The sequence below is a fragment of the Streptomyces sp. NPDC053367 genome, assembly GCF_044545925.1.
Classification (GTDB): Bacteria; Actinomycetota; Actinomycetes; order Streptomycetales; family Streptomycetaceae; genus Streptomyces.
Genome location: NZ_JBITYN010000007.1, coordinates 294,439 through 319,058 on the forward strand (window position 1 = coordinate 294,439; position 24,620 = coordinate 319,058).

Annotated in this window: 19 protein-coding genes and 1 pseudogene; 11 read left to right on the plus strand and 9 right to left on the minus strand. The window is 74.4% G+C overall.

Annotated features, from left to right (window positions below; all coding sequences use genetic code 11):
- Positions 1-720 precede the first annotated feature (720 nt).
- Together ACIGXJ_RS21340 and ACIGXJ_RS21345 are read right to left on the minus strand one after the other, a co-directional pair.
- Positions 721-1,233 carry an EF-hand domain-containing protein gene (locus ACIGXJ_RS21340; RefSeq protein ID WP_399647599.1) on the minus strand — a complete coding sequence of 171 codons (513 nt, stop codon included), beginning with the start codon at positions 1,231-1,233 and terminating at the stop codon, positions 721-723.
- Between the two features lie 248 nt (positions 1,234-1,481).
- Positions 1,482-1,847: pseudogene (locus ACIGXJ_RS21345) on the minus strand (STAS domain-containing protein); the annotation flags it as partial.
- 378 nt (positions 1,848-2,225) lie between these two features.
- Between ACIGXJ_RS21345 and ACIGXJ_RS21350 the strand changes: the two are divergent.
- Both ACIGXJ_RS21350 and ACIGXJ_RS21355 read left to right on the plus strand, forming a co-directional pair.
- Positions 2,226-2,801 (plus strand): sigma-70 family RNA polymerase sigma factor, encoded by a 576-nt coding sequence (locus ACIGXJ_RS21350; protein ID WP_399647602.1) that lies wholly within the window; start codon positions 2,226-2,228, stop codon positions 2,799-2,801.
- Complete coding sequence (locus ACIGXJ_RS21355; protein ID WP_399647605.1) at positions 2,798-4,393, plus strand: zf-HC2 domain-containing protein; 1,596 nt, start codon at positions 2,798-2,800, stop codon at positions 4,391-4,393. Before ACIGXJ_RS21350 ends, ACIGXJ_RS21355 begins: the two co-directional genes overlap by 4 nt.
- 79 nt (positions 4,394-4,472) lie before the next feature.
- On the opposite strand, the gene purU is transcribed toward ACIGXJ_RS21355, so the two are convergent.
- Together purU and ACIGXJ_RS21365 are read right to left on the minus strand one after the other, a co-directional pair.
- On the minus strand, positions 4,473-5,354 hold the full coding sequence (gene purU, locus ACIGXJ_RS21360) for a formyltetrahydrofolate deformylase (RefSeq protein ID WP_399647608.1): 882 nt from the start codon (positions 5,352-5,354) through the stop codon (positions 4,473-4,475).
- Between the two features lie 46 nt (positions 5,355-5,400).
- Positions 5,401-5,901: a hypothetical protein gene (locus ACIGXJ_RS21365; protein WP_399647611.1), complete on the minus strand. Its 501-nt coding sequence runs from the start codon at positions 5,899-5,901 to the stop codon at positions 5,401-5,403.
- Between the two features lie 118 nt (positions 5,902-6,019).
- Here ACIGXJ_RS21365 and ACIGXJ_RS21370 point away from each other — a divergent pair, with 118 nt between their 5' ends.
- Positions 6,020-7,324, plus strand: coding sequence for an ABC transporter substrate-binding protein (locus ACIGXJ_RS21370; RefSeq protein ID WP_399647615.1), 1,305 nt, complete (start codon positions 6,020-6,022; stop codon positions 7,322-7,324).
- Positions 7,325-7,346: 22 nt separating this feature from the next.
- On the opposite strand, the gene ACIGXJ_RS21375 is transcribed toward ACIGXJ_RS21370, so the two are convergent.
- Together ACIGXJ_RS21375 and ACIGXJ_RS21380 are read right to left on the minus strand one after the other, a co-directional pair.
- Positions 7,347-9,080, minus strand: coding sequence for a hypothetical protein (locus ACIGXJ_RS21375; RefSeq protein WP_399647618.1), 1,734 nt, complete (start codon positions 9,078-9,080; stop codon positions 7,347-7,349).
- Positions 9,081-9,219: 139 nt separating this feature from the next.
- Positions 9,220-10,605 carry a transcriptional regulator gene (locus ACIGXJ_RS21380; protein ID WP_399647621.1) on the minus strand — a complete coding sequence of 462 codons (1,386 nt, stop codon included), beginning with the start codon at positions 10,603-10,605 and terminating at the stop codon, positions 9,220-9,222.
- 306 nt (positions 10,606-10,911) lie between these two features.
- Between ACIGXJ_RS21380 and ACIGXJ_RS21385 the strand changes: the two genes are divergently transcribed.
- The 5 genes from ACIGXJ_RS21385 to ACIGXJ_RS21405 all read left to right on the plus strand — a co-directional run bounded on the left by ACIGXJ_RS21385 (position 10,912) and on the right by ACIGXJ_RS21405 (position 19,288).
- Entirely contained in the window at positions 10,912-11,574 is a 663-nt protein-coding gene (locus tag ACIGXJ_RS21385) for a bifunctional DNA primase/polymerase (protein WP_399647624.1), read from the plus strand.
- An 89-nt stretch (positions 11,575-11,663) separates the two neighbouring features.
- Entirely contained in the window at positions 11,664-12,434 is a 771-nt protein-coding gene (locus ACIGXJ_RS21390; RefSeq protein WP_399647627.1) for an ABC transporter ATP-binding protein, read from the plus strand.
- Positions 12,431-14,062 (plus strand): transporter, encoded by a 1,632-nt coding sequence (locus tag ACIGXJ_RS21395; protein ID WP_399647630.1) that lies wholly within the window; start codon positions 12,431-12,433, stop codon positions 14,060-14,062. Before ACIGXJ_RS21390 ends, ACIGXJ_RS21395 begins: the two co-directional genes overlap by 4 nt.
- A 66-nt stretch (positions 14,063-14,128) precedes the next feature.
- Complete coding sequence (locus ACIGXJ_RS21400; RefSeq protein WP_399647633.1) at positions 14,129-15,004, plus strand: hypothetical protein; 876 nt, start codon at positions 14,129-14,131, stop codon at positions 15,002-15,004.
- Positions 15,005-15,007: 3 nt separating this feature from the next.
- Complete coding sequence (locus ACIGXJ_RS21405) at positions 15,008-19,288, plus strand: CHAT domain-containing protein (protein ID WP_399647636.1); 4,281 nt, start codon at positions 15,008-15,010, stop codon at positions 19,286-19,288.
- Here the strand turns inward: ACIGXJ_RS21405 and ACIGXJ_RS21410 are convergent.
- The gene (locus ACIGXJ_RS21410; RefSeq protein WP_399648103.1) at positions 19,278-20,132 is read right to left on the minus strand and encodes an alpha/beta fold hydrolase; all 855 of its coding nucleotides are present in this window, start codon (positions 20,130-20,132) and stop codon (positions 19,278-19,280) included. The genes ACIGXJ_RS21405 and ACIGXJ_RS21410 overlap by 11 nt on opposite strands.
- 918 nt (positions 20,133-21,050) lie before the next feature.
- Positions 21,051-21,743 carry a metal-dependent transcriptional regulator gene (locus tag ACIGXJ_RS21415; protein ID WP_399647639.1) on the minus strand — a complete coding sequence of 231 codons (693 nt, stop codon included), beginning with the start codon at positions 21,741-21,743 and terminating at the stop codon, positions 21,051-21,053.
- 235 nt (positions 21,744-21,978) lie between these two features.
- Here ACIGXJ_RS21415 and ACIGXJ_RS21420 point away from each other — a divergent pair, with 235 nt between their 5' ends.
- Positions 21,979-22,734, plus strand: a complete 756-nt coding sequence (locus ACIGXJ_RS21420; protein WP_399647641.1) for an SIS domain-containing protein — start codon at positions 21,979-21,981, stop codon at positions 22,732-22,734.
- Between the two features lie 20 nt (positions 22,735-22,754).
- Here the strand turns inward: ACIGXJ_RS21420 and ACIGXJ_RS21425 are convergent, their stop codons facing one another.
- Positions 22,755-23,648, minus strand: coding sequence for a LysR family transcriptional regulator (locus ACIGXJ_RS21425; protein WP_399647644.1), 894 nt, complete (start codon positions 23,646-23,648; stop codon positions 22,755-22,757).
- 83 nt (positions 23,649-23,731) lie between these two features.
- Here ACIGXJ_RS21425 and ACIGXJ_RS21430 point away from each other — a divergent pair, with 83 nt between their 5' ends.
- Together ACIGXJ_RS21430 and ACIGXJ_RS21435 are read left to right on the plus strand one after the other, a co-directional pair.
- On the plus strand, positions 23,732-24,124 hold the full coding sequence (locus ACIGXJ_RS21430; protein ID WP_399647646.1) for a RidA family protein: 393 nt from the start codon (positions 23,732-23,734) through the stop codon (positions 24,122-24,124).
- Positions 24,125-24,156: 32 nt separating this feature from the next.
- The gene (locus ACIGXJ_RS21435; protein ID WP_399647649.1) at positions 24,157-24,606 is read left to right on the plus strand and encodes a GNAT family N-acetyltransferase; all 450 of its coding nucleotides are present in this window, start codon (positions 24,157-24,159) and stop codon (positions 24,604-24,606) included.
- Positions 24,607-24,620: the final 14 nt, after the last annotated feature.

Genomic DNA, 24,620 nt, shown 5'->3' on the forward strand with positions numbered 1-24,620 from the left:
CCATCCGAACCGGCGGACACAAAGGCTCGCGCCTCACGAGGGCCACGATCGTAGCCATTTTCTGCATGACCAGAACAACGGCCAGAGCAAGGGTCACGGAACGTGAATCCCTTGCAGAACAGCTTGGTTGACGTTCCGTCACCCCAACAAGCGCTTCGGGCATATTCCAGCGCGAAGGAGTACCCCTGCGGCATACTGTGCGACGCTCGTCAAAGGGTGTCGAACAGGCGGGTGCTTCTCGCACTCCCGCCCCGCGAACCGCGGCGCGCACCGCCCGGTCCGGGGCCGCCTCGGGGGCTGCTCCGGCATGGCTCGTCCTCGGAACCACTCGCATCTCACACAAGGTACCGGAGCCCGGCACCGACTCCGGGACGTGACGAGTCCCGCCGAGGACACAACCCGATATCAACGCTCCGTGATTTCGGTGCGCCACGATCAGCGACATCCCGGCCGCCCGTCACCCGGCCCCGGCCGTCGGCTCGCCCGCCTACAGCTCTTCGGCTCGGGCACCGCGTACGACTGCCTCGTCCACCAGCAGGCGGGCCTCGGCGATGCCTGGAACGCCCCGATGCGCCGGCCGAACTGTTCGCGCACCCGCGCGTGTTGCACCGCGGGCCGGCACGTCCGTCCGGTCCGGCCCGAGCCGCCCGGCCGCCGCGAGGAGCGCCGACGCCGCCTCGCGGAGCCTCAGTCCGGGCACGCCCCGCTCAAGGAGAGGCGTCACTCGGGCACGGTGAAGTAGCGGGCGAAGGCGGGCACGACCTCCGCCTCGCCGACCTTGCCGTCGCCGTCGGTGTCCAGTGCCGCGGCGGCCGTGCGCGCGATGTCCTCGGCGACCCCGAGGATGGTGAGCACGCGCGCGGTGTCGTCGACCGTGGCCGCGCCGTCCCCGTCGGTGTCCGCGACGGCCAGGGCCGCGTGCAGGAAGGGCCGGGCGATCTCCGCGAACCGGTCCGGGTTGTCGCGCAGCCGCTTGACCGCGCCGGTCACGAACTCCTCCCGGCTGATGCGCTGGTCGCCGTCGCGGTCCGCCATCCCCGCCATGCCCTGCCAGAACGCCTCCGCCCCGGCATACAGCGCCTGCCCCTTGTCGGAGCGGGCGGGGGTGGCGAACTCCGCGAGCAGCGCCTTGGCCGCGCCGCAGAAGTCCTCTCGCTCGATGTAGCCGTTGCCGTCCTGGTCGAAGCCGGCGAACCTCGCCGCGATCCTGCGCTCGTACTCGCTGCTGACCATGTCTCTCGGGCCGCCTCACATCACGTCGGGATGTATTCCGGCACGGAGCGTACGACGCCGGGCGGCCCGTGGCAGCGGGAAAGCGGGGGTTGTGCCAAGACCGGGGGAATTCCGGGACAACGGTGTGGCAGAGCAGGTCAGGGAGGCGCCTGGTGTGCGCCGGTTCACGCCGGCAGCGGGCGTTCCTCCTCCACGGGCGCCGGGGTGAGACCGTCACGGACGTCCTCGGTGGCCGCCGGGGCGAGCTCGGGGAGGGCTTCCTCGGCTGCCGCCGAGGTGAGATCGGGGTGTACGTCGAACAGGCGGCGCACCCCGAGGGCGCCGATGACACGGTTGACGTGGGAGCCGTCGGGTGCGCCCTCGGCGGGCAGGATCAGCCGCAGCCGGCCCTGGCAGGAGCGCAGCAGACGGCGGGTGGCGATGAGCACCCCGACACCGCTGGAATCACAGAAGACCACCTCGGAGAGGTCGACGACAAGGCTGTGGCGGCCCTCGGCCACCATGTCGTGGACCCGCTGGCGCAGCACCGGCGAGGTCACCAGGTCCAGCTCGCCCGTCACTTGGAGCACGGCCCAGTCCCCGCGCTCGTCATCGGTCACATTGAACGTCACCACCGTGCCCTTCCCTCGCTGAACTTCCAGGAACAGCCCGGAAACGGAAGCAGTCCCTACGCTTCCTGTCAGCGCGGCTGCCCAGCCGCCGTTCCCTGAAACGCCGCTCGGAAAACGGAAACCGAACGGAAGAGGCTTGTTTCCATCGCCTTCGATCCTGTTCGATCGAGTTGCAGGCAAACTGAGTCAGAACTGATCACAGAAGGCAGGCAGGAACGGCAGAAGGCACGAGGTGTACCAAAGGTCCACTATCACTCGTGGCCGTCGGGGGGCGCACATTGCCACAAAGGGGCGTGCGTTGTCAGAGGTGCCGACTACATTCGAGAACGCGGTGGACGCACGCTTGTCACTGACCGGACACGAGCAGGGTGAGGGGGCCGTATGGCGACGAAGGACGCACCGCCCCGCTGGGACCGCAAGATGCAGCAGCGCCTCGCCCGTGGAGAGGCCGCGGCCCTCGGCGAGTTCTACGACCGCTTCGCCTCGCTCGTGCACGGCCTCGCCCACACCGTCCTCGGTGACGAGCGCGCCGCCGACACCCTCACCCGCGAGGTGTTCGCGCACGTGTGGGAGCACCCCGACAGCTACGACCCCAAGCAGGGGCCGCTGCGCTCCTGGGTGGCCACGCTGACCCACCGGCTGGCCGTGCAGCGGCTGCGCGCCACCGAGACCGCCGCGCTGGAGCAGGGCGGCGGCGCCGGCACCGCGGAGGAGCTGGAGCGCAAGGTCCGCCACGCCTCCGTCGCCGCCCGCGCCGACTACATCGTCCAGGCCATGCCCGCACCCCTGCGCGCCGCCCTGGAGCTCGCCTACTTCCAGCGCCGCGACTACCGCCAGGCCGCCACCGACCTCGGCGTCACCGAGGACGAGGCCCGCCGGCGTCTGCGCCTCGGCCTGCAACTCCTCGCCACGGCCCACGACGCCGACGACCCGCCTCGCTACGGAGGTGCGGCGTGAGCGAACTGAGCCCGTTCGCACCGGAGCCGGACGACGAGAAGGAGCGGCAGGAGGACGCGCTCGGGCTGCCGCATGCCGGCGACTCGGGCACCTCGGGCACCTCGGGCTCCCCGGGCTCGGGTGCCCCGGGCTCGGGTGCCCCGGGCCGAAGTTCCTCGGGGGCCAAGGGCACGCCGAGTGCCCCAGGCGCTCGTGAGGGCTCCGCCGGGAGCGGCTCGGACGACCCCGGTCACCCCGGTCACCCCGGTGGAAGCACCCCGCCCTGGAGCACCCCCGACGGCCTTGCCCCCGTCGCCCCCGGCGGGAGCGGCGCGGGTGCCTCCGACGACTCGGGCCGCTCCGGCGGGGGCGGCACCGGCGGCACCGGCTCCGGGGAGGCCTCCGAGCCCGGGCGGTCGCCGCGGATACCGCTGCCCCGCGCCTCCGTCGAGGACAGCGGGGTGCCGCTGCCGGACCCGCCGGAGGCCGCGCCGCTGGTGCTGGAGCACCGGGTGCTGAAGGCGCTGCTCGGCGCCTGGGCGCTGGCCGCCTGCTCACCGGAGGAGACCGCGGCCGTCGAGGACCACCTCGGCACGTGCGGCACCTGCGCGGAGGAGGCACTGCGGCTGCGCGAGGCCGTCGGGCTGCTCCAGCGGCCCGAGAGCCTCGACCTCGACCCGGCCCTGCGCACCCGCGTCCTGGCGAGCTGCCTGGAGCGGCGCCCGCCGCGCATCCCGGTGCCCGCCTGGGCCACCGCGTACGACGCCGAGACCGCGCGCCTGGACGCCCTCCTCCAGGACTTCGGCAAGTCGGAGTGGCACGCTCCCGTGCGGCTGCGCTGGTTCGACGACCGGGAGACCTCGACCCGCAGGACGACCGTCGCCGGGGTCATCGCCCACCTGCTGGCCGTCGACGGCCTGGTCGCCCGCGCGCTGGGCCTCGCCGACCCTCTGGGCGACGCCGCGGGGACCCCGGGCCCGGGCACCCCGGCCGAGCGCACGGAGGCGTACTGGCGTGCCTCGCACTTCCCGCTCACCCGCACCGTCCGGGCGCCCTGGCGGGAGCAGTCCCACGCCCTCGTGCGCACGGTGTCGTTCACGGGCGGCACGGCCGGCGGCCTCACCGTGCCGTACGGCGACTTCGAGCTGCCGCTGCGCGACGCCATGACCGACCGTGCCTTCGAGTGCTGGGTGCACGCGGAGGACATCGCCGAGGCCGTGGACTACCCGTACGAGGCGCCCTCCGGCCGGCATCTCAACGCCATGATCGACCTGGCCGCCCGTACGCTCCCGGCCGCCCTGGCCGACCGGCGCCGGGCGGGGCTCGCCTCGCCGGGGCCCGAGCGGCATCTGGTCCCCGCCGGCCGGCCCGGCCGCACCCTCCGCCTGGAGATCGAGGGCACGGGTGGCGGTGAGTGGCTGATCCCCCTCGACTCCCCCGCGGCGGTGGGCTCCGCCGCGCACGAGGTCGCCCATGTCGCGCTGGACGACGTGGAGTTCTGCCACCTCGCCGCGGGGCGGCTCGCGCCGGAGGAGGCGGCGGTGGGGCAGATGGGCGACCGGGAGGCGATCAGGGACGTGCTCTACGCCGCGGCGTCGCTGAGCCGCCTGTAGGGGTGGCCGGTCGCCCGTCGGCGGCCGCGGGCTGTCCGTGGCCGGTCGCGCAGTTCCCCGCGCCCCTAGGGGCGTCGCCCTAGGCGAACACCACCGTCCGGCGCCCGTTCAGCAGGATCCGCCGCTCGGCGTGCCACTTCACCGCCCGCGCCAGCGCCTGGCACTCCACGTCGCGGCCGATGGCGACGAGCTGGTCGGGGGTGACGTCGTGGGACACCCGCTCGACCTCCTGCTCGATGATCGGGCCCTCGTCGAGGTCGGCGGTGACGTAGTGCGCGGTCGCCCCGATGAGCTTCACCCCGCGCGCGTGCGCCTGGTGGTACGGCTTGGCGCCCTTGAAGCTCGGCAGGAAGGAGTGGTGGATGTTGATGATCCGCCCGCTGAGCTGCTTGCACAGGTCGTCGGAGAGGACCTGCATGTACCGGGCGAGAACGACCAGCTCCACCCCCTCCTCGCGGACGATCTCCAGCAGCCGCGCCTCCGCGTCGGCCTTGGTGTCCCTCGTCACGGGGATGTGGTGGAAGGGGATGTCGTACGAGCCCACCAGCTCGGCGAAGTCAGTGTGGTTGGACACCACGGCCGCGATCTCGACGGGCAGCGCGCCGATCCGGGCGCGGAAGAGCAGGTCGTTCAGGCAGTGCCCGAACCTGCTGACCATCAGCAGGACGCGCATCTTCTCGTCGGCCCGGTTGATCTGCCAGTCCATGTGGAAGGAGTCGCCGATCGCGGCGAAGCTGGCGCGCAGCTTGTCCACGGTCACCGGCGGCTCCGCCGAGAAGTGGACGCGCATGAAGAACAGACCCGTGTCGTGGTCGCCGAACTGCTGGCTGTCCTCGATGTTGCATCCGGTCATGAACAGGTAGCTCGACACGGCGTGCACGATGCCCTGCTTGTCCGGGCAGGAGAGGGTGAGGACGTACTGCTCGGCCGGGGCCGCGGTTCGGGGGGACTGTTCGTTCATGCCGAAAAGGGTCCCACACGCGGCCCGGCCGCCGGCAATCGTTCCGCTAGGCGGACCGGGTCAGGATGCGCAGCACCTCGAGGGTGCGCGGCGGCGCGTCCGGGTCCTCGCCGTCGCTGGTCGCCATCCGTACATGGGCGTCGCGTGCGGCCTGGACGGCCTCCGGCCAGGCCGGGTGCTCCATGTAGGAGGACACCGGCGCGTCCGGGCCGACCTGGTGCATGATCCGCAGCACGCGCAGCACCGCGGTGTCGACGAGCGCGGCCTCCTGCGAGTCGCGGAAGATCGTGCCCACGTACTTCTCGGCGGACCAGTTGTCCAGCCAGGTGTCCTCGACCAGCCGGTACACGGCGTCGGTGACGTCCCCGTAACCGTCGACGCCGGCCAGCCAGACGTCGCGCTGGAAGGCGGGGTCGGAGAGCATGTGCAGCGCGGAGCGCACATTGCTGCGCCAGCGCCACCACGGCATGTCGTTGAGCGGCATGCCGCCCATGGTGGAGGAGCGACGGCCGCGACGGGAAGAGTTCTCCGAACCTTGCACGGTCATCGATCGTACGTTCCCCGTCCCAGGGGCCGGACCGGTCCCCCGTAATTCACCCCGATGTCACCCGCTGTTGCCCGAGGGACACTCCAGGGTTAGGGATGTGACGGAATCGTGCGTGGGCATGACCGGCAGGCGACATGACCGCAGCACCTTCCTCCCCCCGCTCACCAGGCCCGTCAGAGCAGGTATCCGCACCGCGGGTGTCCTGGTGGCGTGCGCGTCGCTCGCCGTCGGATGCGGGCTCATCCCCGGCGTCTCGGGGGGCGACGAGGACGGCCCGATCACCGTGATGACCTGGGCCCCGCAGGACACCAACTCCACCAACAAGCCCGGAATGCCCGCTTTCGCCCGTGCGTATGCCCGCTGGGTCAACTCCCACGGCGGCATCAACGGCCGCAAACTGCACGTGGCCACCTGCAACGAGCGCAACGACTCCGTGTCGGCCGCGCGGTGCGCGCGGCGCGCGGTGAAGGAGAACGCCGTCGCCGTCGTCGGCTCCTACAGCCAGCACGCCAACTCCTTCTTCCCGATCCTGGAAGGCGCCGGCATCCCCTTCATCGGCGGCTACGGGATCACCGACGACGAGTTCACCTCCCCACTGTCCTACCCCGTCAACGGCGGCCAGCCCGCCCTGCTCGCCGCCCTCGGCCAGGAACTCGCCGACGACTGCGGCCCGGTGTCCCTGGTGCGGCCCGACACCATCGCCGGCGACCAGCTGCCCGTGATGCTCAACGCGGGCCTGAAGGCGCGCGGACACACGGTCGCCGACGACGTACCCGCCGCGGAGGAGGCCACCGAGTTCTCCGCCCAGACCCGCTCCGCGCTGGGCGGCGCGACCGGCGAGGCGGACCGCACGGGCTGTGTGGTGCCCGCGCTCGGCGACCGCACCGGCACCTTCATGGACTCGTTCCGGCGCGCCCGCGCGGAGTACCCGGAGGTGCGTACCGGCACGGTCCTCGGCAGCGTCGACCAGACCGTGATCGACGCGTCCGGCGGCAGGTCGGGGCCGTACGAGGGGTCGTTCATCACCGGCTGGTACCCGGTGGAGACCGACCCGCGCTGGGACGGCATGAAGAAGGTGATCCGCGAGCAGGCCTTCACCGACACCCGGATCGACCCGGCGGACGCGGGCGTGCAGACGACGTGGATCGCCTACACCGTCCTCAAGGCCGCCCTCGACAAGATCGGCGGCGGTGAGGTGTCCGCGGACACCGTGCGCCGCACCCTCGACGACGGCCTGGAGATCGACACCGGCGGGCTCACCCCCGCCCTGCGCTGGAAGTTCCAGGACCGGCTCGCCTCCATCGGGTTCCCCCGCCTGGTCAACACGGACGTCACCCTGCAGGTGGTCCGCGAGGGCCGGCTGGTCGCGGCCCGCGAAGGCTTCATCGACATGACGAAGACCCTCCAGGGCGCGGACGTCTGACGGCGCCCGCGCCCCGCGCACCTCACAGCTGGGTCGGCTGCCGCTCGGTCAGGCCGTACTTGCGGGCGATGGCGTTCCACAGCCCGGCGGCCTTGTTCTTCTCGGCGGTGGCGGTGCCGCTCGCCGTGTTGCCCTCCTGGGCCTGCCCCGTGACCCGGGCCTGGCCGCCCTTGCAGAACTTCTTCCTGTTGCCGGCCACCTGGTCCGCCCAGGCGGCGTAGTGGCTGTCGGCCGCCGCGGACGCCTTCCAGGCGTTGGTCAGGGCGGTGGTCAGCTCGCCGTTGGCGGGCAGCTGGTCGACGGAGAGGGCCTCCAGCCGGGTCACCAGGCCGTTGCGCTGCTCCGCCGCGGCCCGCAGGTCCTTGGCCGCCTGGCCGAGGTTGTCGCACGACTTCACGTTGCCGACCGCGTTGATCACCGACTGGCGGCTGGTGCCGCTGTCCGCGAGCAGCTTGTCCAGCTCCACGGCCTGCGCCTTCGCCGGGTCCTCGCTCGGCGAGGCCGACGGGGAGGAATCGGTGCTCTGCGCGGTCGCCGGCGTGGACGCGGAGACGTTCTTGGAGTCGTCGCCGTCGTCGCCGCTGCCCATCAGCGCGCCCGCGCCGATGCCCAGCACCGCGATACCGATACCGACCGCCGCGATGACCGCCACCCGGGAACCGGTGCGCCCGCCGCGCCCGCCGTCGCCGCCCCTGCGGCCGCCGTCGCCCGGGTACGCCCCGCCGTGCCCGGGACCGCCCGGACCGCCGTGGTCGTACGAGGGCTGCGGGGCGTAGCCGCCCTGCGGCGCCTGCATCCGGGGCATCTGCTGCGTGGCCCCGCCCTGCTCGCCCGGCTCGCTGCGGAACAGGCCGGCGAACTCGGCGGGCGGCTGCTGCCGCTCGCCGCCGGTGCCGGACACGGGCGGGATGTACTGCGTGGCGTCGGCGTCGGACCCGCCCGCGGCGGGCCCCGTCTGCTGGGCACGGCCCAGGTACGTCGTCGTCTCGGCGGGCGCCTCGGCCCCCGGCGCGCCGTACGCCCCGGCGCCGTGCTGCGCGGAGGGGCCGCCGTAGGGAGCCTGGGGTGCGGCTCCGGGGCCGCCGTAGGTGCCGCCCGGCGTCTCGGGCGGCAGGGCGCCCGGGTTCACGGGCCGCAGGTACTGCGTCGCGCCGTCCTCGGCGGCGGGCGCGCCGGGGGCCACGGGCGGCAGGTACTGGGTGGCGTCCGCGTTCGCGCCGGGCGCGGGGGCGGCCGCCACCGGGGGTATGTAACGGGTGGCCTCGTCGACGGCTGGCGGCAGCGGGGCTCCGCCGTACCCGCCCTGGGCGCCGCCATGACCACCGCCGTGCGCGCCCTGGGCGCCCTGGGGAGCGCCGTAGGAGCCGTGGGCGTCACCGCCGTGCGGGTTCGGGGCGCCGTACGCCTGCTGACCGCCGTACCCGCCCTGCGTGCCGTACGGCGGCTGGGCGCCCGGCGGCGTCTCGGGCGGCAGCGGGCCGGCCGACGGGGCCGGGCCGGGGGCGGGCGCGCCGGACCAGCCGGACTGCTCCGGGGCGCCCCACTGCTGCTGGTCGGGCGGTGTCGGCCACTGCCCGCCGGCCGCCTGGTCGTTCTGGCCGGCCTCCGGACCCCACGGCGTGCCCCAGGCCTGGCCGCCGGGCGGCGCGGCGGCCGGACCGCCCGGAACGAGCGGCGCGCCGCCGTCGGAGGGCAGCACGACGCCTTCGCGCGCGGGCCGCGCCGAGGGCTCCTCGCCCTGTCCACTCTGCGTCACCGGGACTCCTGCCAATGGGGGACCTTCGCCGATCGTCGGCTCACGCTACCGGGTCCCCCGAGCCGCGTGCCACGCAGCTCAGAGAGCGATCTCCTTTCCTGTGACGCCGGTTACAGGGCTGCAGGCCGGTGACGAGGGCTCATGCCGCCTGCTGGAGGTCCAGCCGCGCCCCGAACTCCCGTACCACCGCCTCCTCCCGGTACGGCTCCAGGCGCTGCTGGAAGTCCTCCAGGTACTCCGCGCCCCGGTTGGAGCGCAGGGTCTCCAGGATCTCCACCGCCTTCAGGCCCGTACTGCAGGCCTGTTCGATCTCCCGCTGCTGCACCTGCGCCGTGGCCAGCAGCACATAGCCGATGGCCCGGCGCCGCGCGCGGGAGACCGGGTGCCCGGCCAGGGACTGCTCGGCGCAGCGCGCGGCCGCCTCGGCCTGTCCGAGGTCACGGTGGCAGTGCGCCAACTCGTCGGCGAGATAGGCGTGGTCGAAGTGCGCGATCCAGGCGGGGTCGTCCCCGGAGTCCGGGTCCACCCGCTCCATCGCCGACAGCGCCCGCCCGGTCGCCGTCTGCGCCGCGCGCACGTCGCCCAGCAGGGCGTGCCCGCGCGCCTCCGCCGCGAGGAACATCGCCTCCGCACGCGGGGTCACGACTCCACGCGCCCCCTCCTGCGCCGCCCGCGCCAACTGCGCGATCTCGCGCGGGTTTCCGAGCTGTGCAGCGAGATGGCTCATGGACGCGGCCAGCACATAGCCGCCGTAACCGCGGTCCCCGGCGGCCTGGGCGAGACGCAGCGCCTGGATGTAGTAGCGCTGGGCGAGCCCCGGCTGCCCGGTGTCGACGGCCATGTACCCGGCGAGCTCCGTCAGCCGGGCGACCGCGGCGAACAGCTCCCGCCCCACCGCCTCCCGGTACGAGCCCGCGAGCAGCCCGGACACGACGCTGTTGAGGTAGTGCACGACCACCGGCCGCACATGCCCGCTGCCGTACTGGTGGTCCAGCTCGGTCAGCGCCCGCGTCATGGCCCGTACGGCGGCCACGTCGGAGAGCCCCACCCGCGGGCCCGCGGAGCGCGCCACCTGCGCGTCCGGCGACGAGATCAGCCAGTCCCGGCTGGGCTCGACCAGCGCGGACGCGGCGACCGAGGAGCCGGACAGGAAGTCCCGCCGCCCCACGTCGCTGCGCCACAGCTCACACACCTGCTCGATGGCCCCCAGTACCGTCGGCGAGAACTGGAGACCCACGCCGGAGGCGAGGTTCTTGCCGTTGGCCATGCCGATCTCGTCGATCGTGACCGTACGGCCGAGTTTGCGCCCGAGGGCCTCGGCGATGATCGCCGGGGCGCGCCCGCGCGGCTGCTGTCCGCGCAGCCAGCGGGCCACGGACGTCTTGTCGTAGCGCAGGTCGAGACCGTGCTCGGCCCCGCACATGTTGACCCGGCGGGCCAGCCCGGCGTTCGAGCAACCCGCTTCCTGGATGAGCGCCTGCAGCCGTTCGTTCGGCTGCCGCGCGACGAGAGGCCTTGCGGCCATGCTTTCCGACCCCCTGTGGCTGCGGTGCCTGCCCGTGCACCGGGTTGACGTGTCCTGCGGAAACTCCGGAACGAGTTCCGGCCGTGAAGATCAATGCCCCACGGACATACCGCACATGCGAGGCATGCCAGAATTGCCGGGGTAGATCCGGGGTGAAGGTGCACACCGACCCACCGGTGCCTACCCTTCCCGCGCCGCGGATCCTCCCGCGCGCCCCCGCCTGTGCACCCGTGCGCCCCGGACGCCGAATCGATGCACCGGCCCCGTGCGCGAGCGCGCCCGTAACCCGAGGTGGGCGGCGGAGTTGTGTTCAGCGTGGAAGAGACGATCCCGGGCACCGAGACCGCGCAGATCCCGCAGCAGCGCGGGGAATCCCTGCTGGAGACAGCCGTACGCTATGCCGAGGAGCGTCACTGGGACGTGTTCCCCGGCACCTGGCTGGAGGCCGTCGACGGGGTGCAGCGCTGCTCCTGCGGGGACCCCGCGTGCCCCGTGCCCGGGGCGCATCCGGCGCGGGAGGACTGGGCGACGCAGGCCACCGGCAGCGCGACCGTCGCCCGCCGTATGTGGCAGAAGCAGCCCAACGCGTCGATCCTGCTGCCGACCGGACGGACCTTCGACGCCGTCTCCGTGCCGGAGACGGCCGGCTTCCTGGCGCTCGCCCGGATGGAGCGGATGCGGCTGACGCTGGGGCCCGTGACGTTGACGCCGGCCCGGCGGATGCACTTCTTCGTGCTGCCGGGTGCCTCGGTGAAGGTCCCCGAGCTGGTGCGGAAGCTCGGCTGGTCGCCCTCGTCGCTGGACCTGTTGGCGCTGGGCGAGGGGGACTACGTGGCCGCGCCTCCCACTCGGTTCGGGTCCCGGGGGGCCGTCCAGTGGGCCTGCCGGCCCACTCCCGCCAATCGGTGGCTGCCGGACGCGGAGGAGTTGATCTCGCCGCTCGCCTACGCGTGCGGCCGGGACCGGTAGTTCGGCGACCGCGGACCGCTCGTGGCTGTTCGCGCCCGCGCGGCGGAGCCGCATGCCGGCACGGCCCCGCGCCCCTTAGGTTGGCGTCCATGACGTCAGCCGTACGTGTTCACGACCTCTGGAAGCGGTTCGGGCAGCAGGTCGCCGTGGGGGGCATCGATCTCGAACTGCCCGCCGGGCGGTTCATCGGCCTCGTCGGGCCCAACGGGGCCGGGAAGACCACCACCTTGTCGATGGTGACGGGGCTGCTGCGGCCCGACCAGGGCACGGTCGAGGTCGTCGGGCACGACGTGTGGCGGGACCCCGTGGAGGTCAAGGCGCGCATCGGGGTGCTGCCGGAGGGGCTGCGCCTGTTCGAGCGGCTGTCCGGGCGGGAGCTGCTGGCGTACACCGGGCGGCTGCGGGGGCTGCCCGGCCCCGAGGTCGACAAGCGGGCCGCGCAGTTGCTGGACGTACTGGATCTGGCGGGCGCGCAGCACAAGCTGGTGGTCGACTACTCGACCGGGATGCGCAAGAAGATCGGGCTCGCGGCAGCGCTGCTGCACAACCCCGAAGTGCTGTTCCTGGACGAGCCGTTCGAGGGCGTCGACCCGGTGTCCGCGCAGATCATCCGAGGCGTGCTGGAGCGGTACACGGCCTCCGGGGCGACCGTGGTGTTCTCCTCGCACGTGATGGAGCTGGTGGAGTCGCTGTGCGACTGGGTGGCCGTCATGGCCGCCGGGCGGATCCGGGCGCACGGCCCGATCGCCGAGGTGCGCGGACAGGCGCCCACCCTCCAGCAGGCCTTCCTCGAACTGGTCGGCGCCCACTACCGGGACACGGCCACCGACCTCGACTGGCTGGGCGGCGGCCCCCGATGACGACGCCCTCCGTCACGGCATCCACTGCCACGACCCCCTCCCCCACAGCCCTCACCTCCACCGTCGTACGCCTGAAGCTGTCGCTGCTGCGCAACGGGCTGCGGCAGTCCGGCGGGCGGCGGGCCGCCTATGTCGCGTCGGCCGTGGTCGTGCTGCTGTTCGCGGTGGCGCAACTGCTCGGTCTGATCGCGCTGCGCGGCCACGCCCACGCGGACGCCGTCGTCGTCCTGCTGGCGGCCGTGCTCGGGCTGGGCTGGGCGGTGATGCCGCTGTTCTTCCCCAGCGGCGACGAGACCCTGGACCCGACCCGGCTGGTGATGCTGCCGCTGCGGCCCGGGCCGCTGGTGCGGGCGCTGCTCATGGCCTCGCTGGTGGGGATCGGACCGCTGTTCACGCTGTGCCTCGCCGTCGGCTCGGTGATCGCGGTGGCGCACGGGGGTGCCGCGTACGCCGTCGGGGTCGTCGGCGTGGCGCTGACGCTGCTGGTGTGCGTGGCGCTGGCACGGGCCGTCGCCGCCGCCAACATCCGGCTGCTGACCAGCCGCAAGGGCCGCGACCTCGCGGTGCTGAGCGGGCTGGTGATCGCCGTCGGCGCGCAGGTCGTCAACTTCGCGGTGCAGCGCCTCGGTTCGGGCGGCCTCGGACAGCTCGACCCGGTCGCCGACGTGCTGCGCTGGCTGCCGCCCGCGTCGGCGATCGGCGCCGTGCACTCGGTGAGCGAGGGGGCGTACGGCACGGCCGCCGCGCAGCTCGCGGTCGCCGTGGCGGCGCCGGCGGCGGCCCTCACGGTGTGGGCGCGGCAGCTGACCCGGCTGATGACCTCGCCGGACGGCTCCACCCTCCAGGCCGCCGACCCCGGGCCCCGCGCCCGCACCTCCACCGGGCTGAGCCGGCTGCTGCCGGCCGGGCGCACGGGCACGGTGATGGAACGCAGCCTGCGCTACATCTGGCGCGACCCCAAGACCAAGGCCGCCTGGGTCACCTCGCTCGCCATCGGCCTGATCGTGCCCGTGTTCAACGCCGTCCAGGGCACCGGCTCGATCTACTTCGCCTGCTTCGCCGCCGGGATGCTCGGCATCCAGATGTACAACCAGTTCGGGCAGGACACCTCCGCCTTCTGGATGGTCGCCATGACCATCTCCTCCCCCCGGGACGCCTACGCCGAACTGCGCGCCCGCGCCCTGGCCCTGCTGGTGATCACGCTGCCCTACGCGACGCTGGTGACCGTCGTGACGACGGCCCTGCTGGGCGACTGGGAGCGGCTGCCGGAGGTGCTGGGGCTGTCGTTCGCGCTGCTCGGCGCGATGCTGGGGACCGGGGCGTGGACGTCCACCTCCTTCCCGTACTCCATCCCGCAGGAGGGCTACAAGAACGTCGTCCCCGGCCAGGCCGGACTCGCCTGGATCTCCATCTTCGGCGGGATGGTCGCCGCCGCCCTGCTGTGCGCGCCCGTGATCGCCCTCGAGGTCTGGCTGAACGCCGACGCGGACGGCGAGCACCGGCTGTGGCTGCTGCTGCCGTTGGGCTCGGCGTACGGGGCGCTCCTCACGCTCGCCGGGCTGCGGCTGGCCGCGCCGCGCACCGCCCGCCGGCTGCCGGAGATCCTGACGGCGGTCAGCAAGGGATGAATCAACCCGGCTGCTCCGTCCTCTCGTTGGGTACATCGTGCGTACCGAGGAGGACGGGGGGACGGCGTGGCCAAGTGGTTCCGGCGCCAGAGGAGTTCGAGAAGTACGGGCGGTACGGGCAGTACGGGCAGTACGGGCAGTACGGCGGGTGCAGGCAGTACGGGTGTCCCGGGTGCGGGTGGTGCGGGGCACGCCGCGCAGGGGACCGGCGGGGAGGAGCCGCTCGCCCGAGCCGACCGGCTGCGGCTGGAGTACGCCCGCACCGGTGACCCGGCCCTCCTGGAGCGCGCCGTACAGGCCGCCGAGCAGGCCGTACGGCAGTACCCGGCCGAGGACCCGCGGCACGCCTCCGCGCTGTCGGCGCTGTGCATGCTGACCCGGCTGCGCTGGGAGCGCGAGCGGGACGCGGGCCTGCTGGAGCGGTCGCTGGAGTACGGGCGGCGGGCGGTCGAGGCGTCCCCGCCGGGCGACCCGGAGCTGCCCCGGCACATGTCGTCCCTGGCCACCTCGCTCCAGGAGACCTTCGACCGGCACGGGCGGGTGCAGGACATCGACGAGGCCGTCGCCCTCTACCGGTCGAGCCTCGACCTCCTGCCGGACGGTCATCCCGAGCGCGCCGGCCTCCAGTCCAACCTGGCCAACTCGCTGCTGCGGCGCGCCCGGCGCCACCCCGACCCCGCCGTCCTCGGCGAGGCCGTCCAGCACGCCCGGGCCGCCCTCGCCGGCACGCCGCCCACCGACCCGATGCACGGCGTACGGCTGGTCAACCTCGGCGGCGTGCTGTTCGCGCTGGCCCGGAGCGGGCAGGTGACGCATCTGGTCGAGGCGCACGAAAGGTACGAACAGGGCCTGAGCGAGCTGCCGCCCGGCCATCCCGCACGCGGACAGGTGGAGAGCACCGTACGGCAGCTCCGGCAGCTCCGGCAGCGGTTCGGGTTCTGAGCCGTGCGGGAACTGCGGCTGTACGTGCGGGACTTCGCGGGCCTCGACCGGTGGAGCTGGGAGCTGACCGGGCCTTCCGGCGTCCTGGCCCGGCACGACGTACGCCTCGATGCCTCCCGCCCGGAGTACGAGGCGTTCCTGGACCTCGCCGGGCATGTGCGCCGGCACGCGCCGCCGGACCAGCGGGTGACGCGCGAGCGGGACATCGTGCGGGAGGCCGGGGCGTGGATCGGCGCGGAGGTCCTCGGCCCGGTCGGGCCCGCGCTGCTCGACGCCGCGCCCGCGGTCGTCCGGGTCGTCGTCCCGGCGGACGTACCCGCCGCGCGGCGGTTGCTGTTCGTGCCGCTGGAGCTGGCGCATGTGCGGGGCCGGCCGCTGGGCGCCCAGGACGTGACGCCGGTGATGCAGGTGGGCCCGGCGGCCCCGGCCGCGCAGGAGCCGGACGGGCGGCCGGTGCGGGTGCTGGCGCTGTTCAGCCTGCCGCAGGGCAGCCGCGCGCTGAACCTGCGCCGTGAACGCGCCGCCCTGACCGCCCTGTTCGCGGAGGCGGCCCGCTCCGGACGCGCGGTGGAGCTGCGGGCCCTGCAGTACGGGGTGAGCCGCGAGCGGCTGCGGGCCGTGCTGGCCGACCCCGGCGGCTGGGACGTCGTCCACGTCTCCGGCCACGGCACACCGGGCGAGCTGCTCCTGGAGACCGACACCGGCCACCCTGACCGGGTCACGGCGGCCGGCCTCGCGGGCCTGCTGGGCACGGCCCGCCGCGTCGGCCTGGTCACCCTCTCCTGCTGCTGGTCGGCGGCGCTGACCGTACGGGAGCAGCGCAGGGCGCTGGGGGTGCCGGCCGGCCCGGACGCCGAGGGGGAGCCGGGCGGCGCGCCCGATGTCGGGGTGCTCGCCGCGGAGTTGGTGGCGCGGCTGGACTGTGCCGTGCTGGCGATGCGCTACCCGGTGGCCGACACGTTCGCCGTCGCGCTGGCCGAGGGCCTCTACCGGCGGCTCGTCCTCGACGGTCTGCCCCTGCCGCGCGCCCTCGCCGGTGCGCTGGCCGGGACGGCCGGGCAGCAGGACGGGCCCGCCCTGGCGGCGGCCACACCCGCGCTGTTCGGGGCGCGGGCGGCGACCCTGCGCCTCAAGGCGCCGAGCGGACCCGTGGGAAGCGCCCCCGCCCAGGCCCGCCCAGCGGGTCCGCCCCCTCTCCCCGACCGCTTCGTCGGCCGCGTCGCCCTCATGGCCCGCCTCGGCGCGCTCCTCGCACCGGGCAGCGGAGCGTGCGGGGCGGTCCTGCAGGGGATGCCCGGAGCGGGCAAGACGGCGTGCGCGCGGGAGGTCGTCGAGACCCACGGGCACACCTTCGAGACGGTGGTGTGGTTCAAGGTTGCGGAGCGCAGGGAGACGGACGCGGACGCACAGGCGCGGGGCGCGGCGGCGGAACTCGCGGCGGCACTGGAGGGCGCGGGACTGGGAGCGGCGGACCGACCCCTCGACGACGACGGGGAGTTCGCCGCCGCCGTGGCCGCCTGTCTGACCCGCCGCCGGGTCCTCCTGGTCGTCGACCACGCCGACGCGCTCCTCGACCCGGACGGCACCTGGCGCGACCCCCGCTGGGCACGGCTGACAGAAGCCCTCTCCGCGCATCACGGGCCGGGCCGGACGCTGCTCACCTGCCGTACCCGGCCGCCCGGCGCCGGGCCCCGGCTGCCGTCGGCCCCGGTCGACCTGCTCACCCCGGACGAGGCGCTGCTGCTGGCCCGGGAGCTGCCCCACCTGGCCGCGCTGGCCGAGGGCCGGGCCGCCGGCCTGACCCCGGGCGACGCCCGCCGGTACGCCACCGCCCTGCTGGAGGTGACCCGCGGTCACCCCCGGCTGATGGAACTGGCCGACGCGCAGGCGGCCGACCCGGCACGGCTCGCCGCCCTGCTGGGTTCGGCGGGGCGCACGTGGTCCGAGGGCGGCGGACTCCCGGCGGGCTTCTTCACCGACGGCGCCCCGCAGGGCCGGGACGATCCGGACGACCACCTGCGCCTGCTGAGGGTGTGGGCCGACGGCATCACCGACGGCCTGGCCCCCGCCCACGCCGACCTGTTCCGCTTCCTGTGCTGCCTGGAGGAGGCCGACCGCGTCGCCCCGTGCGTCGAGCACAACTGGCCCGACCTCCGCGCCCGCCTCGGCCACCCCGACGGCCCACCGGCCGACGGCCTCACCGCCCTCGCCGAGCGGGGCCTGATCACGCCGCGCCCGGCATCGTCGTACGCGATCCGGTCGTACGACGTCCAGGCCGCGGTCGCCGAACACGGGCGGGCGGGCGCCGGGCCGGAGCTGCGGCGGCTGGTCGACGAGCGGATGGCCGGGTACTGGACGCGCGTCTTCGAGATGGCGTGGCGGCGCGAGGGTACGGACGCGCAGGGGGCGCCGGCGGCGGGGCCGGTGCTGGCGCGGGCGGGGCTCGCGGCGGCGCCGTATCTGATCCGGCTCGGGCTGGCGCAGGGCGCGGAGGCGCTGTTGCAGGCGGTGCTGCGGCGCGACGACTCGCGGCCGACGGTGGCGCGGGTGATGCCGGTGCTGCACCGGCTCGCCGTACTGGCAGCGTCCGGTGACGGTACGGCGCCGCCGACGGAAGCGCTGGCGGAGGTGCTGTGGGCGACCGATCCGGCGGCGGCCGAACGGCTGGCGCGTACGGCGCTTGCGCGGGCCTCGGAGCGGGGTGACGCGGCGGGCGTGTCGGCGGCGGCAGGCCGGCTGGTCGGGCTGTGTGTGCGGACCGGGCGGCTGCGGGAGGCACTGGAGCTGGCCGAGACCGAGATAGCCCACGCGCGTGCGGCCGGGCTCGGCGGCTGGGCGGGGCTGGTCGGCGAGGTGCACCGGCTGCATGTGCTGGCCGAGCAGGGGCGGGCCGCGCAGGTGCTGGCCGAGGCGGCCGTACTGCGCCGCCGGATGGACGCCCTGCCGCGCACCTCGGAGTCGCGCTCCACGGACGGCACGGTGTGGTGGCGGGTCCGGGAGGAGTTCTGCGACACCGGGCAGCGCGCGGCGATCGAGGCCGGACGGTGGGAGGCGGCGCTGGAGTCCAACGCCGAGCTGTGCGCGGTGAAGGCGTCCCGGGGCGCGCCGGACGTCGATGTGGCGCAGGCCCGCTTCCCCGCGTATCTGCCGCTGCTGCGCCTCGGGCGGGCCTCCGACGCGCTGGCCCTGCTGGAGGAGTGCCGGGAGGTGTTCGCGGCGGCCGACGACACCGTGCACCTGGGGGAGGTGTTCGGCGCGCTCGCCACCGTCGAGGACGCGCGCGGGCGCGGGGCGCTCGCGCTGGCCCGGGGCCGCGACTGCCTGCGCTACGCCTACCGGGGCGGCTTCCCCGCCGCCGTCGCCGTCAGCCACGTCAACTACGGCTCCTATCTGCACGCCCACACCCGCGACGCCGCCGCCGCCGTCGCCCACCACCTCGCGGGCGCCCTGCTCGGGCTCCTCACGGGGGGCCGGACGGCCGACGCGCTCGGGGCGGCCGTGAACGACGTCCTGGTCTTCGGCGCCGACGCCGCCCCCCTGCCCGCCGGCCCGGCCGAGCTGTGCGCACGGGTCGGCCGGGTGCCGGGGGTGGCGCTGGACCGGCTCCTGGAGCGGCTGGCGCCCGACGCGGGGCGGGTGCGGGAGCTGCTGGAGACGGCGGTGCGTGCGGTACGGCGGGAGGCGCGGGCCGCGGGGGCCGGGCGGTCCGGGGAGGGCGTCGCACGGGCCGTGTGGGCGCTGGCGTGGGAGCCCGTCCTCGGTGCGCTGGTCGCCGCCGAGCGGGGGAACACCGCGGCTCGGGTCAAGGCGCGGCAGCAGTTGGAGCGCTACGCCGCGACCGACCCGGGCTTCGGCCCGCTCGCCGGGACACTGCGGCGGGTCCTCTCGGGTGAGCGGGACCCGGGCGCCGTACTGGCGGGGCTCGGGCCCTTCGACGCACCGGTGGCGGAACGGGCGCTGGCCGCGCTGCGGGGTGAGGCGCCTGACGTGGCAGCGGAGTTGTGGCCGGTGACGCATCTGGGCCTGCCCCTGGGCAACCTCCTGGCCGCCGCGACGTCCTACGGTGCCGCCGCCGAGGTCACCCGCGGCATCCTCGACGGCTTCCGCACCGACCCCGACCTCGCCTCCGCCCTGGAGGAGATCCTGGCCGGAGCCCGCGACCCCGCCCTCGCCGCCCGGCCCGCGCTTCCCGCACACCGCGCGCTGGTGGCGGCGGTGCTGCGGTGCGCGGGCGAGATCGACGGGGCGGGACCGGTGCGGGGCTCCGAGCGGACTACTGGGTGAGCACGCCGTCCAGGAACGGCTCGATCGCCGCGCGCCACGCCTCCGGCCGGTCGTAGTGGACGAGGTGTCCGGCGTCGGCCACCTCCGCGTACCGGCCGCGCGGCAGGACGCGGACCATCTCCTGCGCCTCGGCGCGGCCCAGTTCGCCGTCGAGGCCGCGGACCACGAGGGCGGGGCACCGCACCTGGGCCAGCTCCTCCCAGTGCGCGTCGTAGACCCAGGTCTCGCGGGACTTCAGCATCTGCGCGGGCTCGAACACGGGCCGCCAGCCGTCCGGCGACTCCTGCATGACCTCGGCGTAGAAGGCGCCGCGCGCCGGGTTGGGCCGCTCCACCCAGGGGTCGTCCTCGCCGAACCACTTGCGTACGTCGGCGAGCGTGGCGAAGGGCACCGGCCAGGACTCGAACCAGTCCGCCCACTCGCGCTGCGAGGCCGCGCCGAGCGCGGAGGCCCGCATGTCGCAGATGATCAGGGCGCGGACGAGGTCGGGGCGTTTCGCGGCGAGCTGCCAGGCCGTCAGCGCGCCCATCGCATGGCCGACGAGGACGGCCGGGGCGAGGCCGAGCTGTTCGAGTGCGGCCTCCGCGTCCTCGACGTACGCCTCGCGCGTGTAGGCGGCCTGCGGGGGCTTGTCGCTCTGTCCGTGCCCCCGCTGGTCGAGGGCGACCGCGCGGTGCCGCTCGGACAGCCAGCGGGCGGTGGACGCCCAGTGCGAGGCGCGGCCCATCAGGCCGTGCAGTAACAGGACGCCGGGCGTGCCGGGAGCGGCCTCGACGTCGCCTCCCCGCTGCGCGGGGGCGGGCCTGTGGAGGTGGCCGTGCCCTTGGGCCGGGATGGCGCGCAGCGCGGGGGTGTGGCCGTCGGCAGGGGTGCGGCCGTCGGCAGGGGTGCGGCCGTGGGCGCGGGTGTGGCCGTCGGCAGGGGCGTGGCCGTGCGCCGCTGTGTGGCCCTGTCCGGGGACGTCACCCGCCCTTGGGACGCCCTTGAGCCCAGGGGTGTCCCCCACCGCCGGGACGTCCCCCGCTCCTGGGCCGTCGCCTGGCCCGGCCGGGTCGCCCGGTCCGGAAGGGTTACCCGGTCCGGAGAGGTCGCCCGGTCCGGAAGGGTTACCCGGTCCGGAAGGGTTACCCGGTCCGGAGAGGTCGCCCGGCCGGCAGGTGTCGCCCGGCTTGGGAGGATCGCCGTACTCCCAGGCCACGAGGCGTACCCCGCCGCTTCCGGTCACATCGATGCGCCGCGCCATTGCTACCGGTACCCCCAAGCTCTGCTCGGACCGCCCGCTTCCGCTCGGGCGGCGCGGTCCGCCGTTCCGGATCCGCCCTGCCCGTCGTACCGCTCCGCTGTCGTACCGCCGTCGTACCGCCGTTGTGCCGCGGTCCGTGCGGATCACCCGCCATCCGCAGACTATCGAACCCCTATTCGAAAATGCGGTTCTGCCCGGCAACACCCCTCATTCGAGTGACACCGCTCAAGGAATGATCGTCCCCGCCGAGGGGAGACCTTCAACGGGAGGCGGACCGCTCGGGGAAACCGGTCCGAGGGGAACGACCCTGAGAGCTCGGGGCTCCGGGTCGACACAGGGGAGGACAGGCCCCGGCGCCACAAGGCGCCGGGGCCCTCCGCTCGCTCTCGGCACATCCGCCCGCCCCTCCCGGTCGTATGCCTCACGCGACAGCCTGGCACGCGCGGCGCCCCGCCGCTGCGATTCGACGCAGCAGGGCCGGGATTCGACGCGAGTCAGCCCGTGACGCGGGACAGGACGTCAGCGCTTGGCGACGAACACATGCGAGGCGACGTCCGAGTCCAGCTCGGCCGCCTCACCGCCGCTGCCCACCAGCACACCGCCCGCCGACTCGGTCACGCTGACCACCGAGCCGGGCTGCACGCCCGCGCGGCGCAGGGTGTACATCAGCTGGGCGTCCGTCTGGATGGGCTCGCCGATCCGGCGCACCACGACCGTCTTGCCGTCGCTGCCCGGGTCGAGCTCGGCCAGCGACACCATGCTCTCGTCCAGGAACGGGTCCGCGCCGTCCTTCTCGCCCAGCTCCTCCAGGCCCGGGATCGGGTTGCCGTACGGCGACTCGGTGGGGTGGCGCAGCAGCTCCAGCACACGCCGCTCCACGGCCTCGCTCATCACGTGCTCCCAGCGGCACGCCTCGGCGTGGACCTGCTCCCACTCCAGGCCGATGACGTCGACCAGCAGACACTCGGCGAGCCGGTGCTTGCGCATGACGCGGGTGGCCAGCCGGCGGCCCTCGTCGGTCAGCTCCAGATGCCGGTCGCTCGCCACGGACACCAGCCCGTCGCGCTCCATCCGCGCCACCGTCTGGCTGACCGTCGGCCCGCTCTGGTCGAGCCGTTCGGCGATGCGGGCACGCATGGGCACAACGCCTTCCTCCTCCAGCTCGAGGATGGTGCGGAGATACATCTCCGTGGTGTCGATCAGTCCGGACATACGTGCCCCTCGGTGAGATCTGCCGGAGGCTCGACGGTCTCCGGCCCGTGCGCTGGCCCTGGCACCAATTCTGCCGGATACCACTGACAACCGTGCCGCGCAGCCGAAACGACGCCGTACGCGCGGGGACACGCGGCCCCGGGAGCGCGGCCCGGGCGGCCGTATTGACAGCGCAGTGGTCCAGACCGCACGGTGATCCGCGACACAGCCACCGCGAAGGGCGAAGGGGCTCCGCATGGGCGACAGCAAGCTGGCCGACCAGTACTTCGACGCCGCCATCGGCCTGCTGCGCCGCGTCCGCGACGAGGAGGCCGAGTCCGTCGCGGCGGCCGGCGCGCTCCTCGCCGACACCGTCGCCGCGGGCGGCCGGCTGTTCGCGTTCGGCGCCGGGCACTCCTCGCTGGCCGCGCAGGACGTCGTCTACCGCGCGGGCGGCCTCGCCCTGATGAACCTGCTCGCCGTCCCCGGGGTCGTCGGCGTCGACGTCATGCCCGCGCCCCTCGGCTCCGCCCTGGAACGGGTGGACGGCCTGGCGAGCGCGGTCCTGGACTCCTCGCCCCTGCGCGCGGGCGACGCCCTGGTGATCATCTCCCTGTCCGGGCGCAACGCGCTGCCCGTGGAGATGGCGATGAAGGCCCGCGCCCTCGGCGTGAAGGTCATCGGCGTCACCTCGGTCGCCTACGCGACGCAGACCACGTCCCGCCACGTCTCCGGCACCTTCCTCAGGGACCACTGCGACATCGTCCTCGACTCCAAGATCGCCGTCGGCGACGCCGAACTCGCCCTCGACACCGTCCCGGCCCCCTTCGCCCCCGCCTCCACCGTCGTCACCACGGCCCTCCTCCAGGCCGTCATGGCCACCGCCGCCGGCTCCCTCGCCGACCGCGGCCTCGAACCACCCCTCCTGCGCTCGGGCAACGTCGACGGCGGCCACGAGTGGAACGGCCGGGTGATGGAGCAGTACCGGGACCGGATCTTCTACCGGCACTGAGCACGAGCCGGGGCGGGAGATCACTGATCCGTCATCGTCGCCAGCAGATTGGCCACCAGCGGACTCGTCCCGTCCCGGCGCCACGCCGCCGCGACCGTCGTCTTCGGGGCGGGGGCCCGCAGGGTCCGGAAGGCGAGGCCCTTGAGGCGGATACGGCGGATGGCGGCCGGGGCCACGGAGACGCCCAGGCCCGCCTCCACGAGGGCGCACACCGTCTGCCACTCGACCGCGTGCTGGGCGATGCGCGGGGCGAACCCGGCGGCGGCGCAGGCGGCGTTGATGCGGTCGTACAGGCCGGGGCCCGCCTCACGGGGGAGCAGCACGAACGGTTGCCCGGCCAGGGCGGCGAGCGGGACCGTGCGAGGGCGGGCCAGCGGGTGGGACAGCGGGAGGACCGCCACCAGGGGTTCGGCGAGGAGCGTGCGGAAGGCCAGGTCGGGCGCGTCCTCGGGAGGCTCGCGCAACAGGCCGACGTCGATGGTGCCCTCGTGCAGGGCCGTCAGCTGAGGCGCCGTCGTCATCTCGCGGATGTCCAGCTCGACCCCGGGGAAGCGCCTGCGGTGGGCGCCCAGGAGGCCCGGCAGGACCGTCAGGGCGAGGGAGGCGGCGAACCCGACGCGCAGCCGGCCCGTCCGTCCGCCGCCCACCGCGCGGGCGGCCGCGAGGCCCTGCGCTAGCCCGCTGAGCGCCTGGCGGGCGGCGGGGAGCAGCTCCCTGCCCGCCGGGGTGAGCGCCACACGGCCGGGCGGGCGCGTGAACAGGGCGTGGCCGACCTTCTCCTCCAGGCGCCGGATCTGCTGGCTGAGCGGCGGCTGGGCGATGCCGAGCCGGACCGCCGCACGGCCGAAGTGGAGTTCCTCGGCGAGGACGACGAAGGCGTGCAGCTGCGGCAGGGGCAGTTCCGGGCGCTCCATGCCCGGATCATATTGCTGCACGTATCAAAGCTGTTCACCGTGCGTATTCGACGTATCGGAGGCGCTCGCCTAGCGTGCCCGACATGACTGAGCGACGCGCCATTCTCAGCGGTTCCGTGTTCGAGGAGCGGATCGGTTACGCCCGGGCCGTGGTGGACGGCGACCGGGTGCACGTGTCGGGGACGACCGGCTACGACTACGCGACCATGACCATCTCCGACGACGTCGTCGAGCAGGCAGAGCAGTGCCTGCGCAACATCGGCGACGCCCTCGCCGAGGCGGGCTGCGGTTTCGAGGACGTGGTGCGCGTGCGGTATCTGCTGCCCGCGCGGGAGGACTTCGAGCCGTGCTGGCCGGTGCTGCGCCGCCGCTTCGGCGATGTGCGGCCCGCCGCGACGATGATGGTGTGCGGGCTCGCCGACCCGCGGATGCGGATCGAGATCGAGGTCTGCGCGCGGCTGCCGCAAACCCGTTGACGCCCGCGCGGTCGCCCCTGTTCGCTGCTGCCGTGACTGATCTTCGTATCGAACCGGTGGTGGGCGACGCCATGCTGCGGCAGTGGCGGCACGTCCACAACGTGATCGTGCCGCCCGCCGCGATGTCCCTCGACGACGTCCGCGAGCGCGCCGCCCGTCACCGGCTGTGCAACGCCTACGCCGGTGACGAACTGGTCGGCTGCTCGACCGTACGGGCGCCGCAGGGCGAGGAGAGGGCGGTGATGGTCATCGCGCGCGTCCTGCCCGAGCACCGGCGGCGCGGCTTCGGCACCGCCCTGTACGAGGACGGCCTCGCCCACGCGCGCGTGCAGGGCGCCGGGGCGGTGGATACGTGTGTGCTCGCGGTGAACGAGGAGGGCCTCGCCTTCGCCCGTGCGCGCGGGTTCACCGAGACCGAGCGCTACACGCTGGACGGCGAGAGCGACGTATGGATCGACCTGCGGCTGACGTCCGGGGGCTGATCGCCGGATCACCG

What these genes read in the sequence shown, in the direction of transcription:
- purU (WP_399647608.1), bottom strand. Translation starts at nt 5,354, where the DNA reads ATGAACGAACAGTCCCCCCGAACCGCGGCCCCGGCCGAGCAGTACGTC.
- ACIGXJ_RS21340 (WP_399647599.1), bottom strand. Translation starts at nt 1,233, where the DNA reads ATGGTCAGCAGCGAGTACGAGCGCAGGATCGCGGCGAGGTTCGCCGGC.
- ACIGXJ_RS21395 (WP_399647630.1), top strand. Translation starts at nt 12,431, where the DNA reads ATGACGACGCCCTCCGTCACGGCATCCACTGCCACGACCCCCTCCCCC.
- ACIGXJ_RS21430 (WP_399647646.1), top strand. Translation starts at nt 23,732, where the DNA reads ATGACTGAGCGACGCGCCATTCTCAGCGGTTCCGTGTTCGAGGAGCGG.
- ACIGXJ_RS21415 (WP_399647639.1), bottom strand. Translation starts at nt 21,743, where the DNA reads ATGTCCGGACTGATCGACACCACGGAGATGTATCTCCGCACCATCCTC.
- ACIGXJ_RS21425 (WP_399647644.1), bottom strand. Translation starts at nt 23,648, where the DNA reads ATGGAGCGCCCGGAACTGCCCCTGCCGCAGCTGCACGCCTTCGTCGTC.
- ACIGXJ_RS21370 (WP_399647615.1), top strand. Translation starts at nt 6,020, where the DNA reads ATGACCGGCAGGCGACATGACCGCAGCACCTTCCTCCCCCCGCTCACC.
- ACIGXJ_RS21420 (WP_399647641.1), top strand. Translation starts at nt 21,979, where the DNA reads ATGGGCGACAGCAAGCTGGCCGACCAGTACTTCGACGCCGCCATCGGC.
- ACIGXJ_RS21365 (WP_399647611.1), bottom strand. Translation starts at nt 5,901, where the DNA reads ATGACCGTGCAAGGTTCGGAGAACTCTTCCCGTCGCGGCCGTCGCTCC.
- ACIGXJ_RS21380 (WP_399647621.1), bottom strand. Translation starts at nt 10,605, where the DNA reads ATGGCCGCAAGGCCTCTCGTCGCGCGGCAGCCGAACGAACGGCTGCAG.
- ACIGXJ_RS21390 (WP_399647627.1), top strand. Translation starts at nt 11,664, where the DNA reads ATGACGTCAGCCGTACGTGTTCACGACCTCTGGAAGCGGTTCGGGCAG.
- ACIGXJ_RS21350 (WP_399647602.1), top strand. Translation starts at nt 2,226, where the DNA reads ATGGCGACGAAGGACGCACCGCCCCGCTGGGACCGCAAGATGCAGCAG.